Genomic DNA, 15633 nt, shown 5'->3' on the forward strand with positions numbered 1-15633 from the left:
TCGCTAACCGATCTACCGGAGACCTCCTCTCTTATCGATCACCGCCACGCCGGGCCTACCTCACCGCTCGGCAAGCCCTTACGAAACACGCGCTAGCGCACGCCACCCCCGTTGTGAGCGATCCAGTCGGCAATCCGTCACCAGGCGTTCACAAGCTGCGGTCGGGTGATCGCGTCTTTACGATGTGTCGACGTTCCCGACACGGGGAGGTCGCTGCCCAGTGCGTCGCCCGACTTTCCGTCCTCCGCCCGTCGCCGTGCCGGAGGCCGCCCCCTCGCCGGGGCGGCGCAGGCTGCCCGTCGCCCGCCCGACCGCCCTGGTGGGGGCCGCCGGGCGGGGCGCGCCGCCGTTCGCCCGTGCTGCTGTCGGCCCGGCGTGGCCGTCCCCGCAGAGCCAGCGGTGGCATCCGGCGACCGGCTCCACGCTATGAGCGCACGCCCCGGCTGAGTTCAGGTGGACCCGCCCGCGCGGTCGTCCGGCCCGTCCGGTCGTCCGGTGCGTGGTCAACGGTGCCCGTGAGCGTCGCCACGTCCGACGTCGCGGGCGGGACCCTCAGTCCGTCCACGCGGCCGGCCCGCACAGTCCCGTTCAGGGGACTCGGTGGCCACCGCGTACCCGAGATCGGAGCCACGGGTTGATCCGCGTCGTCGTTGCCGAGGAGATGGGGCTGCTGCGCACCGCGCTGTGCGCCGCGCTGTCGAGCCAGGAGGACATCGAGGTCACTGCCGAGGTGGCCGGGGTGGCGGAGTTGTCCGCCGTGGTGCGCCGGCACCGGCCCGACGTGGTGGTGGTGGACCTGGCGTCGGACGCGCGGCAGCCGGTCGAGGTGGTGGAGGTGCTGCGGGTGGCCGCCGAGGGCCTGCCGAGCCACTGCTCGTGGTCGGGCCAGCGCCCGGCGCCGCTGGCGTGCAGGGCGTACAGGACTCCGGCGGCGCCGTGGGCGAGGTTGAGCCCGCCGCTGCGGAACTGCTCGATGTCGCCGGGGAAGAGCCGGTCGTCCCGGTCGGGTGTCGCGCTGGCGAGGATCGCCCGGGCGAGCCGGTCGCGGCGGGCCGGCCCGACACCGACGGCGAAGTCGGCCGCCGCTCCGTCGGCCCGCTCGTCGGTCGTCGTGCCGGTCGTGTCGACCGTTGCGGCGGTGGGAGCGCCGGTGATCTCCTCGACGGCGGCGTCGAGGAGCCTCCTCGGCACCAGGAAGTGGGCGGCGACCATGTCGGCGAGGTGCGCGGCCTTGGCCGGCGCCAGCCGGACCAGCTGGGTCAGCGGCAGGAACAGCGCCAGCCGCAGGCAGGCCAGGGCGTACCGGTCGACGGCGGGACCGGTGCGGTCCCGGGGCGCGGCGAAGCCCTGGTTGCGCAGACCCGGCCGGCGGTGCCCGTCGATCGGGGCGGCGACCTCGAAGTCCACCAGCGCGATCCGGTCGTCGGGGCGGACCATGACGTTGAACAGGTGCAGGTCGCCGTAGACGAGGCCGCGCTCGTGGGTGGCCAGCACGACCTCCTCGACCTGCCGGTGGACGTCCAACGCCCACCGGGTGTAGTCGGTGCGGTCGGCGTCCGTGGCGTCGGCGTCGATCAGCGGGTACCGGTCGACCAGGACCTTGTTCAACGCGCGGCCCTCGACGAACTCCAGCGCGAGGAAGCGGTGCTCGCCGAGGGTGAACTCGTCGTGCACCCGGGGCACCTGCGGCAGGTCGGCGAGGCGGCGCAGAGCTTCGGCCTCCCGGCCCAGCCGGGCGACGGCGTCGGTGCCGTCAGCGTCCAGCCCGGCGTGCGGGCGGGCCTCCTTCAGCACCACCTGGGTGTCGCTGCGCAGGTCCCGGCCGACGTAGAGGCCGCCGCCGTTGGAGAAGTGGATGACCTTCTCGATCCGGTACGGCACCTCGTCGGTGCTGGTGGCGTTGCGGGCGGCCAGGTGCGGGCCGAGGAAGTCGGGCAGCGTCACCCAGGACGGCACGTGGAAGACGGGGTCGCGGCGGTCCGGCACGAGGGTGCCGGTGTCGTCCTCGATCGCCGGGACGACCTGGCCGTCGGGGGAGTGGCAGTAGCCGGCCGCGAAGCCGCCGTAGCGCACGTACACCGGCCCGGCGCCGTGGCGCAGGTCGCTGAGGATGTACGGGCCGGGTTCGCCGGCGAGCAGTTCGTCCAGCTCCTTGCAGACCAGCTCCAGCTCCGCGTCGTCACGGGGATAGACGGTGACGAACTTGCCGCTGGCCGCGCGGGAGGCGTATTTGGAGTTGCGCAGCAGCAGGGTGCGCGGGCCGCGGAGGAACTTGAACGACAGCCCCCGCGGGACGCAGTAGTCCCAGACGGTGTCCAGGACCCGCTCGGCGTTGCCCAGGGTCGCCGACACGTGGATCTTCCAGCCCTGCTGGGGGAGCGTGCCGCCCTCCGGGGCGTAGATGAGCCAGTCGTCGAGCGGCTCCGAGCGCCAGCCGTCGGGCACGGGCCGCCGGGCCGCCGCGAAGGTGGGCTGTTCGACCGCGCTGCCGGGCGAGTCGTAGAACAGCCGGTCGGCGGCGCAGTAACTGTCGTAGCGATCGTCCACCGTGACCACTCCCTCCGCTGTTCGGTCCATTCCGGGGTCCTGCTGGGAACTGAGTCTGTCCGTTCGGGCCATGGCGGATCCAGTGTGATCAGTCATGACGGTGAATGCGTGCCGCACGGCCGGCCGTGACAAATGTCAGGTGCGCCCGGGGTGCTCGTCGGTCGCGGCGGCGGGTGGCGGGCGGTGTCGCCGTCGCCGGGGCGGGCGGTGCGCCCGCCCCGGCGGGCGGCGGTACGGTGCTCGCCGTGACCGCAGACGATCACCCTTCCACCGCCGGCGGACCCGTCGCCGTGCTGGCCAACCCGACCGCCGGCCGTGGTCGGCACCGGGGGCTGCTGCCGCAGGTCCTGCACCGGCTCGCGGCCGCCGGCCGGCCGGTGCGCCTGCTGCACGCGCACACCGCCGACGAGGCCGAGGCGGCCTGCCACGCGGCGGTCGGCGACGGCGCGTCCGCCCTGGTCGCGGTGGGCGGCGACGGCACGGTGCACCGCGCGTTGCAGGCGGTCGCCGGCACGGCGGTGCCGTTCGGTCCGGTGCCGGCCGGCACCGGCAACGACTTCGCGGTCGACACCGGCTTCCCGGCCGACCCGCTCGCCGCCGTCGACGTGATCGCGGCGGCGCTGCGCGACGGCCGCACCCACCCGGTGGACCTGGCGCGGCTGACGGGAGCCGACGGCGTGCGCCGCTGGTACGGCGCGGTGCTCGCGGCCGGCTTCGACGCGATCGTCAACGAGCGCGCCAACCGGATGCGCCGGCCACGCGGGCCGCGCCGCTACGACCTGGCGATCCTGGTGGAGTTGGCCCGACTGCGCCCGCGCCGCTACACGCTGCGGCTCGACGGGGTGGCGCACGAGGCGGACGCCGTGCTGGTGGCGGTGGGCAACTGCGCCAGCTACGGCGGCGGCATGCGGATCTGCCCCGACGCGGATCCCGCCGACGGGCTGCTCGACGTGGTGGTGGGCGGCCGGTTCGACCGGCGCACCCTGATGCGGGTCAAGCCGCGCATCTACCGGGGCACCCACGTGGCGCACCCGCTGGTGCGCAGCTACCGCGCCCGCACGGTCGAGTTGAGCGCCGAGGGCATCACCACGTACGCCGACGGCGAGCGGGCACTGGACCTCCCGGTGACCGTGACCGCCGTCCCGGCCGCCGTCCACCTGCTCCGCTGACCCACCCCGCCACTCCGCCCGTTCCCGCCCCGCTCCCGCACTGTCAGGGGGTGGGCATGGTGCGGACGATGCGGTCCAGCCACTCCGCAAGCAGGGCCCGCTCGGCCGGGGAAAGGTCGGTGGTCAGCCCGTCGAGGGCGGCGCGCAGTGCCACCGCGTGCCGGACCGGGTTGCCGGCCCGGGAGGTCGCCCGGGCGGCGGGGGAGTCGGTGACCAGCGCGGCGAGCATCGCCTCCCGGGTCCGGGTCGACAGGTCGGGGTCGCGCCGCGGCGGCGGGGTGCGGATCAGGGCGAGGGTCACCCCGCAGGCGGCGGCGTGCAGCATCTCGGTGGCCTCGTCGACGCCCGCGCGCAGCCGGCCCGCCTCGGCCACCCGGTGCACGAGCTGGCGCAGGATGTCGGCCGCGACCCGGGCCGCGGTCGGGGTCTCGCCGGGGCGCGGGTCGCCGTACATCAGGGCGTGGCAGGCCGGGTTGGCCAGGCCGAAGCCGACGTGCAGCTCCCAGCCCCGGCGCAGGTCGTCGACCGGGTCGCCGGCGAGGTCCCGGGACGCCTCGGCGTGCAGGTACGCGGCGAACCCGTAGCTGGCAGCCGCGTCCAGCAGGCCGCGCATGTCGCCGAACTGCCGGTAGATGGTCGGCGCCTGCACGCCGGCCGCCCGGCTCACCGCGCGGGTCGAGACCGCCTCCCGGCCGCCGTCGGCGAGCAGGGCGGCTGCGGCCCGGACGATCCGGTCCCGGGGCGACGTATCAGTGATCATGGCAACGACGATAACGCCCTCGCGTTAGCGGCGATGGTTAACGCTGCTGTCGGCTCGTCGTTAGCGGTGCCGGTCGACGCCGGCCACGTCCAGCACGGTGCCCAGGCCGTTGGCGCGCCCCGCCTCGGCGGCCGGCAGGACCAGCACCCCGCAGCCGGCCGCGACGGCTCCCGCATCGGCCGGCGTGTCGCCCACCATCAGCGCGCGCTCCGGGTCGACGCCGAGCATCCCGCAGGCGCGCAGGAAGATCCCCGGGTCCGGCTTGCAGCGCCCGACCTCGTACGACAGGGCGAAGGCGTCGACCAGGTCGGCCAGCCCCCACGCCGCGAACATCGGCCGGATGTCGAAGCCGATGTTGCTGACCACGGCCACCGGGACGCCGGCGGCGCGCAGGGCGGCCAGGGTCGGCGCGGTGTCCGGATACGGCACCCAGCCGTCGGGGACCAGCACCCGCTCGTAGAGCGCCTCGGCGAAGCCCTCGATGCCCGCGTCGACCGTATCGGCGAGCCCCGTGTAGGCGCCGCGGTGGGCGTGCGGGTAGAGATCCCGGTCGGCCCACAGCTCGGCCAGCCGGGGCGGCACCCGGGCCGGCAGGGGGCCGCCCGCCCGGCCCGCCGTCAACAGCCGGTCGGCCAGCGCGGTGGCCCGCATCCGCTCCAGCGTCACGCCACAGGAGGCCGCGGCCGCGAGCACCCACTCGCGGGGCTCCTCCACCTGGGCCAGCGTGCCGTGGAAGTCGAACAGGACCGCCTCCACGGGGCGGCGGGACGGGCCCGGGACGACGGCGTCGTCGGCCCCGGGTGAGGCATGGGGCGGTTCGGCATGGTCCGGCACGCCGTGCACCCTACCGACCGCCCCCGACCACGCTGTCGGTTGGCCTTGTCACGTGGCCGCCGCCGGCACGCATTAATCTTGAGGACATGTCGAGCCCCGCCGAGCGGTACGCCGCGGCGCGCCGCCGGGCCGCGCAGGCCTCCCAGTTCCCGGCGCTGGACGAGTTCGCCCTCGATCTGGGGTTCGATCTCGACGACTTCCAGCGAGAGGCGTGCCAGGCGCTGGAGCGGGGCAGCGGCGTGCTCGTCTGCGCCCCCACCGGCGCCGGCAAGACGGTGGTCGGCGAGTTCGCCGTACACCTGGCGCTGCGCGGCGCGCCGGGACGCGAGGCCGGCGGTCCCGGCGGCGCGGGCGACGAGGTGGTGCCCGCGGCCGGCGGCGAGGCCGCTCCGGCCCCGGCCGCGCCCCGGCGACGCAAGTGCTTCTACACCACCCCGATCAAGGCGCTGTCGAACCAGAAGTACCACGACCTGGTCGACCGCTACGGCGCCGAGCAGGTCGGGCTGCTCACCGGCGACAACGCCATCAACGGCGACGCCTCGGTGGTGGTGATGACCACCGAGGTGCTGCGCAACATGCTCTACGCCGGCTCGGCCACCCTCGAGGGCCTGGCGTACGTGGTGATGGACGAGGTGCACTACCTCGCCGACCGGTTCCGCGGCGGGGTCTGGGAAGAGGTGATCATCCACCTGCCCGCCTCCGTCACCCTGGTCTCCCTCTCGGCCACCGTGTCCAACGCCGAGGAGTTCGCCGACTGGCTGGTCACCGTGCGCGGCGAGACCGCCGTGGTGGTCAGCGAGCACCGCCCGGTGCCGCTGTGGCAGCACATGCTGGTCGGCAAGCGGATGTTCGACCTGTTCCACGACGCCGACGCCGCCCGCAAGCACGACGTGCACCCGGAGCTGCTGCGCTACACCCGCGACACCATGCGCCGGCTGGAGCTGGGCGAGGGGCGCAGCGCCGGCCCGGGCGGCGGGCGGCGCGGGCCCCGCTGGCGCGGCCCGATGCGCCCCGACATCGTCGACCGGCTGGACCGGGAGGGGCTGCTGCCGGCGATCCTGTTCATCTTCAGCCGCGCCGGCTGCGCCGCCGCCGTGCAGCAGTGCCTCGCCGCCGGGCTGCGGCTCACCTCGCCCGAGGAGCGGGCGGAGATCCGCCGGGTCGTCGAGTCCCGGGTCACCGCGATCCCGGGCGAGGACCTGTCGGTGCTCGGCTACTGGGAGTGGCTCGACGGCCTCGAACGCGGTCTGGCCGCCCACCACGCCGGCATGCTGCCGGTGTTCAAGGAGGTCGTCGAGGAGCTGTTCGTACGAGGCCTGGTGAAGGCGGTCTTCGCCACCGAGACGCTCGCCCTGGGCATCAACATGCCGGCCCGCTGCGTGGTGCTGGAGCGCCTGGTCAAGTACAACGGCGAGGCGCACGTCGACCTGACGCCGGGGGAGTACACCCAGCTCACCGGCCGCGCCGGCCGGCGCGGCATCGACGTCGAGGGGCACGCCGTCGTCGTCTGGTCCCCGGAGACCGACCCCCGGCACGTCGCCGGCCTCGCCTCCACCCGCACCTACCCGCTGCGGTCCAGCTTCCGGCCGTCGTACAACATGGCGGTCAACCTGGTCGGCACGGTGGGCGCCGAGCCGGCCCGGGCGCTGCTGGAGTCCTCCTTCGCGCAGTTCCAGGCGGACCGCTCGGTGGTCGGCCTGGCCCGCCAGGTGCAGCGCAACACCGAGACCATCGAGGCGTACGGCGTGGAGGCGGCCTGCCATCACGGCGACTTCGACGAGTACTTCGCGCTGCGGGTCGCCATCGCCGACCGGGAACGGGCCATCGCCCGGCAGGGGCAGAGCCAGCGCAAGGCCGCCGCGGTGGCCTCGCTGGAGCGGCTGCGCGTCGGCGACGTGATCCGGGTGCCGTCGGGCCGGCGGGCCGGCCTGGCGGTCGTGCTCGACCCGGCCACCGGCGGCTTCGGTGAGCCCCGGCCGCTGGTGCTCACCCAGGACCGCTGGGCCGGCCGCGTCAGTCCCGGCGACTTCACCACCCCCGCGGAGGTGCTGGCGCGGATCCGGGTGCCGAAGCACTTCAACCACCGGTCGCCGGCCGCCCGGCGCGACCTGGCCGCCGAGGTCAGCGGCACCGGGCTGGACCGGCACGGCGGGCGCCGGGGCGGTCGTTCCCGCCAGGCCGTCGGCGAGGACCACCGGCTCAGCCAGCTCCGCGGCGAGCTGCGTCGCCACCCCTGTCACGCCTGCCCCGACCGGGAGGAGCACGCCCGCTGGGCGGAGCGGCGCCGCCGCCTGGAGAAGGACACGGAGGAACTGCGGCAGCGGGTGGCCGGCCGGACCGGTTCGCTGGCCCGTACGTTCGACCGGATCGTCGCGCTGCTCACCGCTCGCGGCTACCTCGCGCCCGACGGCACGGTGACCGACGCCGGCCGGATGCTCGGCCGGATCTGGACGGAGGCGGATCTGCTGGTCGCCGAGTGCCTGCGCCGGGGGGTCTGGGACGGGCTCTCCCCGGCCGAACTCGCCGCCGCCGTGTCGGTGGTGGTCTTCGAGGCCCGCCGCGACGTCGACGAGCGGGCGTCGCTGCCGCGCGGACCCGTAGCCGAGGCGGTCGACGAGACGCTCAAGCTGTGGAGCGAGATCGAGGCGGACGAGGCGGCCCGTGGCCTGGCGGTCACCCGCGAGCCGGATCTGGGCTTCGCCTGGCCGGTCTACCGCTGGGCGCGGGGCGAGGCCCTGGCGAAGGTGCTCGCGAGCGGCCACGAGATCGACGGCGAGATGCCGGCCGGCGACTTCGTCCGGTGGGCCCGGCAGGTGGTCGACCTGCTCGGTCAGCTCGCCGACTCCGGCGGCGCCTCGTCGGAGCTGAGGTCCACCGCCCGGCAGGCGATTGCCGCGGTCAACCGGGGCGTGCTGGCCTACCACGCCCCGGCCTGACCGTCACTCTCCGTGGCGACACCTCGGAATCCCGCGCGTCGAACTCGGGCGAGCCACTACTCTGGCCCCTGCTCGCGACCGGGGCGATAAGGAATCCCCACCCGCACCCGCCACCGGATGCCGTCGATGAGCTGCCGCTTGCTCCACTTCGGACCGCCCGACTGGCAGGGTGCGGTAATCGGACCGTCGCGTATTCGGCCGAGTTCGGTCTTGATCGTCACGCCCGGTGATCACCGGTGTGTGCCTGCGGTGTCAGGTGTGAGGCCATCGTGCGTCAGGAGTATCTGGACGGCGTCGGTCACGGTGGCCGTGGTGAAGTCTGGCGGTGGGCCCACGAACTCGTGGGGCGCATGGGTGGGGTGCAGCCAGATCGTGTGTAGGCCAGCGCCGTGACCGCCGGCGATGTCGAGTGTCAGGTCGTCGCCGATCATCCACCCGGCTCCGGGGCGTGGCTACCGGTAGCTCCAGACCACTGGCCGGGCCTTGTAGATCGCCGCCCCGGAGAGGTAGCGGTTGCCGACGTAGGAACCGTTCAGCCGGTACAGCCAGACGTTGCCGTTGCCGTAGGTGCCGTCGCCGTTCGCACCGCCGACCTTGGTGGTGAAGACCAGCCCGCCGGAGTGGTTACCGACACTCTTGATCTTGCTTGTGTCGATGTACCCGGGTGCCCGCTGGAATCGGTTGCGGTTGATGTCGTACCGGTAAACGTGGCTGGTGTTGCTCATCCACAGGTTGGCGGAGGTGCCGTAGACCGGTGACAGGTCGTGCACGTTTCCGGTGACCGTCCGGCAGGCGGCGTTGGTGAGTTTAGGAGCGATGGCCGTGCCGCTCACCTTGTAGCTGCACAGCCGGGTGCCGCCGGCGGCCCAGAGGCGCTTGATGGCGCTGTCCCAGTAGACGGCGTGCGCCTTGGCGAACGCCTTCGTGGCGGCCGGGCTGGTCCGGCCCTTGCCGTAGAGGGTGAGCTTGCCGGGATCGGAGGAGGCGACCACGACAGCGCCGTTGGGCAGCAGTTCGATGGCGTGCGGGTTGCCGCCTGGCGTGACCTGGTACCGCACCTTGCGGGTGGCGTAGTCGACGATCCCGGCCCGGCCGCCGGACGCGGCCACCAGGACCACGTACCGCGAACCCTGCTTGCGGAACTTGACGTCGGAGAGGTTCTTCCAGCCGCTGCCGGCGGGTCGCTTCCACGACCACTGGGCCGAACCAGCCGTCCACCGGCTGGCGCCGGCGCTGAAGATCCTGACCCCGTACCGCTGGTCGACCACCGCGACCCGGTCGCTGGCCGCCTGCGCGCCGGTCGGCGCGACCAGCACTCCCACCATGCCCACCGTCGCCGCGCCGAGGGTTGCGCCGATCGCGCGCCACCGCCGTCGCGCCCTGTCTGCCGATCGCATCATCGCCATGAACCTTCCCGTGTTACGAGCCCCGTCGGGGGGCGTTGACGGGTGCGGCCCACGGAATGTCGGCCTGCACCACGACTGATGGTGTTCGAGCGTATGCGGTTGGTAACCGGCTGCCAATGATGGCGTTGGATGGGCGACAGCGTGTCACGGTCGACCACGTTCAGGGTGTCGCGCGGCGTACCGGACAGCACCCGGGCTGCAGCTACGCTGCCCGCACGGCTGTTGCGCCAGCCGATCCAGGAGCCCGTCCCCCCACGCCGGGGCCGAGCGACGAGCGGAGAAGACGTCTCAGACTCAGCGCCTCACCAATTCTCACCGCTGTCGGGCATGACCTCGTGTCGGTGGGGTCGGGCGTGGGCGTACCCCGCCGAGGAACGAGCTGATGATGCCGAAGACGAACCGCAGGCTCACCCGCGCGGTGATCGAGCGCCGCGACGGGCGCAGCGTCCCCCGGGCGCGGCGCCACGTGTGGCCGCTGCTGCGGAGAGTTTGCCGTTCGAGGACCAGTCTTTTGACGCCGCGATGGCGGTCAGCACCGTCCATCACCGGCCGGACCCGGTCGCCGGGCTGCGTGAGATGCGGCGTGTGGCACGCCGCGTGGTGGTGTTCACGTACGACGCCGATGACACTGGCTGGCGTCAGCGGTTCTGGCTCACCCGCGACTACCTGCCTGAGTTCGCAGACCTCCTCGTCGGCTGGCCGTCCCTGGCCGACCTGACCCGCGCGATCGGAGGACGCGCGGAGCCGGTGCTCGTCCCGTGGGACTGCGCTGACGGTTTCTTCGAGGCATACTGGCGCCGGCCTGAGGCGTACCTGGACGAACATGTACGCCGCGCGGTTTCGGTATGGACCAGAGTCGGACCGCAGGCTGAGCAACGGGTAGTCAGCACACTCCGTGAAGACCTTTCCTCAGGTCGGTGGGCCGAGCGCAACCGCGACCTCGTCGCCCTCGACACAGCGGAGCTCGGTCTTCGCCTGCTCGTAGCCTGAACCACCGCGGGGGAACACCGCCACAAAGCTGACCTCCGGGATCATCAGTCACTGCCGCGGCGACGCTTGGCCTCCATGGCGCGCTCAACCTGGACGTCCTTGCTGTACGGGTCGAGCTTGGACCTGTCGGTCCAGCTCATGGATGCATGAGAAAGCGACGCGCAGATCCGGTGCATCATGCCGCGATCCGTGCGATTGTGGCAGTGGCTCGTGCCGAACAACCGCAAACTGCCGATGTCAGTGCGTTGAGTGAGATTCCCTCGACGTATTTCGCTTGACCGTCCTGACAGGATTTGTGAGAGTCGGCTGATGATTGTGGTCCAGCGGGTGCTGACGGCATGGACCAAGCGGTCCCGAGGCGCACCCGGGGCGGTACGACGTAACGCCCTGGCGGAGGTGTTCCGGCTGCCTCCCGGTGACCCAGCCGCCCCTGAGGAATGGGTGAAGCGGTCGCGAGGTGTGCGAAGGGTGGCGCGACGCAATGCGGACGCCAAGGCACTCCAGCTGCCACCACCCGGGGACCGAGCCGAGGTGCTTGTCCACCAGGTCGTTGCCCGTGAGGAAAACGACTTCGCGGTGCAACAGACGGCGACCAGGCTCACTCTGCCGGAAGCCGGGCCGTTCAGCTCCGCTGGCGTGCAGTTGGAGATGGTGGCTGGGCAGCTTGTGGTAACCGGCGACACCCATGTTTGGTGTCAGTGCTTCACTGTCTTCCCGCCGCGCCCGAATGACACGGTGTTCCGCCTGCTGGTCGGCCAATGGGGGCGCTGGCGCCTCAACTTCCGGCTCTGGGAGTACTGGGGCAGCTGCGAGTGGCAGTATCAGAAATGGGTGATCAACGTCGCCTATCTGGCCGGTCCGCCGCCGGTCGACCTGTTCCAGGTGACGGAGCCGGCCGACATTGTCGACGACATGGTCCAGCTCTCGCGCCCGACACGATCGGAGGACCGACGGATCCTTCGGCCCGGGCGCCGTTGAAGGTATCCGACCAGCGGCACCAAGAGGCGTCGGGGGACGGATGGAATCCGGATCTGCCGCGAAGCGCGCTCATGCCGATATGTATGCGGTCGGCGCGCTGAAGCATGCCAAATCCTCGCGAATTACGGTTCGAGAGCCGACCATGCCAGGTACTCCGCCCAGAACTCTGCGCTTGCCGACATCTCCCAGCCCTCGTATGAGTACCTTCTGCCGACACCGCCCTCGCCGAACTCCTGCAGTACATAGTCGACCAGGTCCGGTGCCCAGCAAATGATGTCGGCCCCGTACACGGACAACACCGGATGCCCGTAGGTCCCCCGACCGGCAGGCAAGTACCGACCGCCAAAGATCGGAACCAACCAGGGCGCCGCGGCGAGGTGGTGCGCCGCAGCGTCTTCGGCATCGGTCACGTCGTCCGGGCGAGCGCCCCAACTCGAAGCCCAGTAGCCCCTGAGCCTGACCGCCTCCAACACGCCCTTCCCCGGCAGCGTGAGCCATCGCCGCAAGCCGTCCGGATTGCCGTAGCGCCAGTCCGGCCAGCCGCCGCCCGCCGGCAGCCCCGCCGCAAGGAACGAGCGATGATCATCAGCGAACTCGAACCCGAACTGCTCCTCGACCCGGGCCAACTCCTCACCGGTCAGGCCCGGGCCGATCCGGACCGAACCCAGCCTCGCCAACCGCCGCGCGGCCTTCCCACCCCAACGCATCCCCGGCGTCTCGACCACGAACACAACCTATCGACAATATCGCCGCCCGGACCTCTGGCGGTAACGCACGCACATGCCGCCGATGTGTGCTACGTCTGGTACCCGACGGCCGCCGACTCGCGCGAGCTACCCAGGTCAGGGGCGCCTTCCGCCGGTTCAAGAACGAGTTGTACGAGGAGTATCCGTACCTGCTGCCGGCATGGCACGCCTTCCGCGACGTACGCGCAAGGCGGCGGGCGGTTGAATGGCTGGTCGACAACTCACTGGCCGACGAGGAAGCGGGCGAGCGTTTCGTGGCCGAGCGTCGAGATCCCGACCTTCCCTGAACTGACGCCCGCGCCTCACGACTTCCTGTATGACGAACGCACGCATCTGCCGCTGACATGGCGCGCCAGTCGTCCGGACACCCTCACCGTCAGTACGGCGTTCAGATCGCCCGCCGCGTCATCAGACGATGATCGTGGATGCATATCTCGCCGTCAGCACCATGCTCCGCGTGACTCACCGTGATTGCGGACAAGCCATGAACGCGAATACAAGACAGTTGGATTACGCGACCCTGCCAGTCGGCTGGGCCCACCCCAGGCAACATGTCCGGGCGTTGCCGCGTCCGGCCTGCTGGCGAACTGCGGCCGTCATCGGCTGGCACGGCACGGCACGGGGCGACCTGCCGATCAAGGTCGGCGCGCTGGTCGGCGGACGAGACCCGGGCGTACACCACCACCCGCTCGGCGCCAGCCGAGGCAGCAGGTAGCGGCTCGCCCACCATGATGAGTCGGCCCAGACGGTAAGTAGGAACGGGCAGCTTCCAGCCGCGTACTGCCGCCGCGCGGTCGAGATCGCCGTCCGGTTCACCGACTACGCCGGGGCCTTCATGCTGCACTGCCACAACCTCGAACACGAAGACATGGCCATGATGGCCGACTTCACCACCACCTGACCACGCCCGTTGCCGCCCCGTACACGGCTGCCTGAGTCAAGACCGCACCGGCGGTGCACCGGGCCCATCAGGTTCGTGACCGTTTCCGTGACGGGCAGATGGATGTGGATATCCGGGGTTTTCGATCCGAGCACGCGCCCGCGACGACCCCGGGCGGGCCGCCAGGCCCGCGAGAACGGGCCCGCCGCACAGAATGCACCCGTGGTGAACGCACCGACCGACTCCCCTTGCTGATCCGACCCTGAAAGAGATCATGATCCTCACCGAAGAGACCGCAGAGACCGCCCTGGAATCACCGCACTCACGCGGCCGGCCGGGCGTGTTCGCGCGCGTCGCCAGCTTCTACCACCGCCGCCGCTGGCTCGCCCTGCTGCTCTGGCTCGCCGTGATGATCGGCGTCTGGACCTCGGCCGGCATGGCCGGCAACGACTACCGCGAGGACTTCTCCGTACCCGGCACCGAGTCCCAGGCCGCCGCCGACCTGTTGGCGGCCAGCGGCGCGGCCCGCGCCGGGGACACCATGGAGATCGTCCTGCACGCCAAGGACGGACTGCGCGACCCCGCCGTCCGGCAGCGCGTCGAGACGATGCTGGCCGAGGTCGCCGAGCAGCCCAACGTCACACAGGTACGCAGCCTCTACGACGATGCCGCCGCGATCGCGCCCGACGGCACCATCGGTTACACCACGGTGATGCTCAACGTGCCCGCCAAGGACATGAAGAAGGAGGACACCAAGCGTGTCTACGACGTGACCCAGGAGGCGGCCGGCGACGGCCTCCAGGTCGAACTGGGCGGCGCGCCGGCCCGGCTGCTCGGGCAAAGCTCGGGCGGCGCGGCCGAAGGCGCGGGACTGCTCGCGGCGCTGGTGATCCTGGTCTTCATGTTCGGCACCGTCATCGCCGCCTTGGCGGCGCGGGCGGTGAACTGACGGGCGAAGCGCGCGCCGAAGATGCCCAGCAGCGCGGGCATCATCACGTACGGGGCGTAGGCGGCGATGGTGAACAGGTGCGAGGCGAGGACGGTCCTGATCCCACTCAAGGCGGCGCTGCTCAACCTGCTCAGCATCGGCGCGGCGCTCGGCGCGATCACCCTGGTCTTCCAGGAGGGCTGGTTCGGCATCGAGCCCGGCCCGATCGAGGCGTACCTGCCGGTGATGATCTTCGCGGTCGTCTTCGGTCTCTCCATGGACTACGAGATCTTCCTGGTCTCCCGGATCCACGAGGAGTGGGTGCACACCAAGGACCACGCACTCGCCGTCCGTCAGGGCCTCGGCCACACCGGCTCGGTCATCAGCGCCGCCGGCGCCATCATGATCGTTGTCTTCGGCGCCTTCATGCTCAGCCCGGAGCGGCTGCTCCAGCAGACCGGCTTCGGCATGGCGGTAGCCATCTTCGTGGACGCGGTCATCATCCGCTGCCTGATCGTGCCCGCCGCGATGCAGCTGATGGGCCGGCGCGCCTGGTGGATGCCCGAGCCGCTGGCGAGGCTGCTGCCGAAGGTGGAGTTGGAGAAGCACTGACGTCCCGCGTGAACGGCCCGTCGGCCTGGTGGCGGCGCCGTGGGCTTGAGCTGGGTCCTGCTCTGTCTGGTGCGGCAGAATGCTGGTGTGAGCGCGGAGGAAGACGATGAGTTCGAGGAGGTTGCGAATATCCTCCGAGGACGGACGGCCGTTGACGCGGAACTTCGCCCGGCGATCGAGGCGCTCGAGGCTCGGCTCGGTCAGCCCGTTGTTGCCCTCACATGCGGGTCCATGAACTCCGTGGCCGGCCACGGAGTCCCGGGCGTGGAGGTTCCGACCATAGCCGCCTGGGTACGTGGCGCGGCACCCGACCATGAACGCCGCCTGCAGGCGGACGCGGTCTTTGATCAGATCGTTGCCGAGTTTGGTCCGTGGCGGTGGCGGCAGTTCACGGCACGGGCGTTGCGGGTTGGGAACCTTCCAAGTTCGCGGGCCCGGCGCATCGCAGCACTTGCCGGCATCGAGTACACAACTGATCCGATTCTGGGCGGGCTGGGGTACTTCGATGAGGAGGCCACGACACGCGTCATGGCAGCGATACCGCAGGAGCGGTGGGACCAGTTCCGCGATGACTGGGGAGCCAGCGTCTGGACCGTCGCGGTGAACGCGGATCTTCACAGCGTCTCCGTGTTCGTCCACACTGCGACTCAGGTCGCGCAACTGCGGCAGACACCGCGATGGTACGAGTGGGAACGACAACTCCGCGCCCTCATCGCCGAAGAGGACGAGTTCGGGTCAACCAGCATCACCCCGGTCAATATCGCTCTCAAGAGCCGGGAATCATTCGAGTCCGACTACCAAGGAAACTGGAGCTACTACTGGTACTGAGGTTTCGCGCCGCGCTTGC

12 protein-coding genes and 3 pseudogenes are annotated in these 15633 nt (G+C 71.5%); 8 read left to right on the forward strand and 7 right to left on the reverse strand.

Annotated elements, in window-relative coordinates; all coding sequences use genetic code 11:
* Positions 1-588 precede the first annotated feature (588 nt).
* Positions 589-2547, reverse strand: coding sequence for a class III lanthionine synthetase LanKC (gene lanKC, locus ACGF5C_RS28885; protein ID WP_393306645.1), 1959 nt, complete (start codon positions 2545-2547; stop codon positions 589-591).
* A 236-nt stretch (positions 2548-2783) separates the two neighbouring features.
* Here lanKC and ACGF5C_RS28890 point away from each other — a divergent pair, with 236 nt between their 5' ends.
* Positions 2784-3716: a diacylglycerol kinase family protein gene (locus ACGF5C_RS28890; RefSeq protein ID WP_393306727.1), complete on the forward strand. Its 933-nt coding sequence runs from the start codon at positions 2784-2786 to the stop codon at positions 3714-3716.
* A gap of 43 nt (positions 3717-3759) precedes the next feature.
* Here ACGF5C_RS28890 and ACGF5C_RS28895 read toward each other — a convergent pair whose 3' ends face one another.
* Both ACGF5C_RS28895 and ACGF5C_RS28900 read right to left on the reverse strand, forming a co-directional pair.
* Positions 3760-4476 (reverse strand): TetR/AcrR family transcriptional regulator, encoded by a 717-nt coding sequence (locus ACGF5C_RS28895; protein ID WP_393306647.1) that lies wholly within the window; start codon positions 4474-4476, stop codon positions 3760-3762.
* 60 nt (positions 4477-4536) lie between these two features.
* Complete coding sequence (locus ACGF5C_RS28900; RefSeq protein WP_393306649.1) at positions 4537-5310, reverse strand: HAD family hydrolase; 774 nt, start codon at positions 5308-5310, stop codon at positions 4537-4539.
* Positions 5311-5396: 86 nt separating this feature from the next.
* Here ACGF5C_RS28900 and ACGF5C_RS28905 point away from each other — a divergent pair, with 86 nt between their 5' ends.
* The gene (locus tag ACGF5C_RS28905) at positions 5397-8246 is read left to right on the forward strand and encodes a DEAD/DEAH box helicase (protein ID WP_393306651.1); all 2850 of its coding nucleotides are present in this window, start codon (positions 5397-5399) and stop codon (positions 8244-8246) included.
* A gap of 230 nt (positions 8247-8476) precedes the next feature.
* Here ACGF5C_RS28905 and ACGF5C_RS28910 read toward each other — a convergent pair whose 3' ends face one another.
* Positions 8477-8677 (reverse strand): HAD hydrolase-like protein, encoded by a 201-nt coding sequence (locus ACGF5C_RS28910; RefSeq protein ID WP_393306653.1) that lies wholly within the window; start codon positions 8675-8677, stop codon positions 8477-8479.
* A 21-nt stretch (positions 8678-8698) separates the two neighbouring features.
* Positions 8699-9646 (reverse strand): DUF6528 family protein, encoded by a 948-nt coding sequence (locus tag ACGF5C_RS28915; RefSeq protein WP_393306655.1) that lies wholly within the window; start codon positions 9644-9646, stop codon positions 8699-8701.
* Positions 9647-10078: 432 nt separating this feature from the next.
* On the opposite strand from ACGF5C_RS28915, the pseudogene ACGF5C_RS28920 reads away from it, so the two are divergent.
* A pseudogene (locus tag ACGF5C_RS28920) lies at positions 10079-10642 on the forward strand (class I SAM-dependent methyltransferase); the annotation flags it as partial.
* A gap of 531 nt (positions 10643-11173) precedes the next feature.
* Positions 11174-11620 (forward strand): hypothetical protein, encoded by a 447-nt coding sequence (locus tag ACGF5C_RS28925; RefSeq protein WP_393306657.1) that lies wholly within the window; start codon positions 11174-11176, stop codon positions 11618-11620.
* Between the two features lie 122 nt (positions 11621-11742).
* Here the strand turns inward: ACGF5C_RS28925 and ACGF5C_RS28930 are convergent, their stop codons facing one another.
* Complete coding sequence (locus ACGF5C_RS28930; RefSeq protein ID WP_393306659.1) at positions 11743-12345, reverse strand: hypothetical protein; 603 nt, start codon at positions 12343-12345, stop codon at positions 11743-11745.
* 68 nt (positions 12346-12413) lie between these two features.
* Here ACGF5C_RS28930 and ACGF5C_RS28935 point away from each other — a divergent pair, with 68 nt between their 5' ends.
* The gene (locus tag ACGF5C_RS28935; RefSeq protein ID WP_393306661.1) at positions 12414-12653 is read left to right on the forward strand and encodes a UPF0158 family protein; all 240 of its coding nucleotides are present in this window, start codon (positions 12414-12416) and stop codon (positions 12651-12653) included.
* A gap of 335 nt (positions 12654-12988) precedes the next feature.
* Here ACGF5C_RS28935 and ACGF5C_RS28940 read toward each other — a convergent pair.
* A pseudogene (locus ACGF5C_RS28940) lies at positions 12989-13228 on the reverse strand (hypothetical protein); the annotation flags it as partial.
* On the opposite strand from ACGF5C_RS28940, the gene ACGF5C_RS28945 reads away from it, so the two are divergent.
* The 3 genes and pseudogenes from ACGF5C_RS28945 (at position 13202) to ACGF5C_RS28955 (ending at position 15614) form a co-directional block, all read left to right on the forward strand.
* A complete protein-coding gene (locus ACGF5C_RS28945) occupies positions 13202-13267 on the forward strand; it encodes a multicopper oxidase domain-containing protein (protein ID WP_393306729.1) in 66 nt (21 codons plus the stop codon). The pseudogene ACGF5C_RS28940 and the gene ACGF5C_RS28945 overlap by 27 nt on opposite strands.
* 415 nt (positions 13268-13682) lie before the next feature.
* Positions 13683-14786, forward strand: a pseudogene (locus tag ACGF5C_RS28950) (MMPL family transporter).
* Positions 14787-14873: 87 nt separating this feature from the next.
* The gene (locus tag ACGF5C_RS28955) at positions 14874-15614 is read left to right on the forward strand and encodes a hypothetical protein (RefSeq protein WP_393306663.1); all 741 of its coding nucleotides are present in this window, start codon (positions 14874-14876) and stop codon (positions 15612-15614) included.
* The last annotated feature ends 19 nt before the right edge of the window (positions 15615-15633 follow it).

It is taken from the genome of Micromonospora sp. NPDC047620, from assembly GCF_043205005.1.
Classification (GTDB): Bacteria; Actinomycetota; Actinomycetes; order Mycobacteriales; family Micromonosporaceae; genus Micromonospora.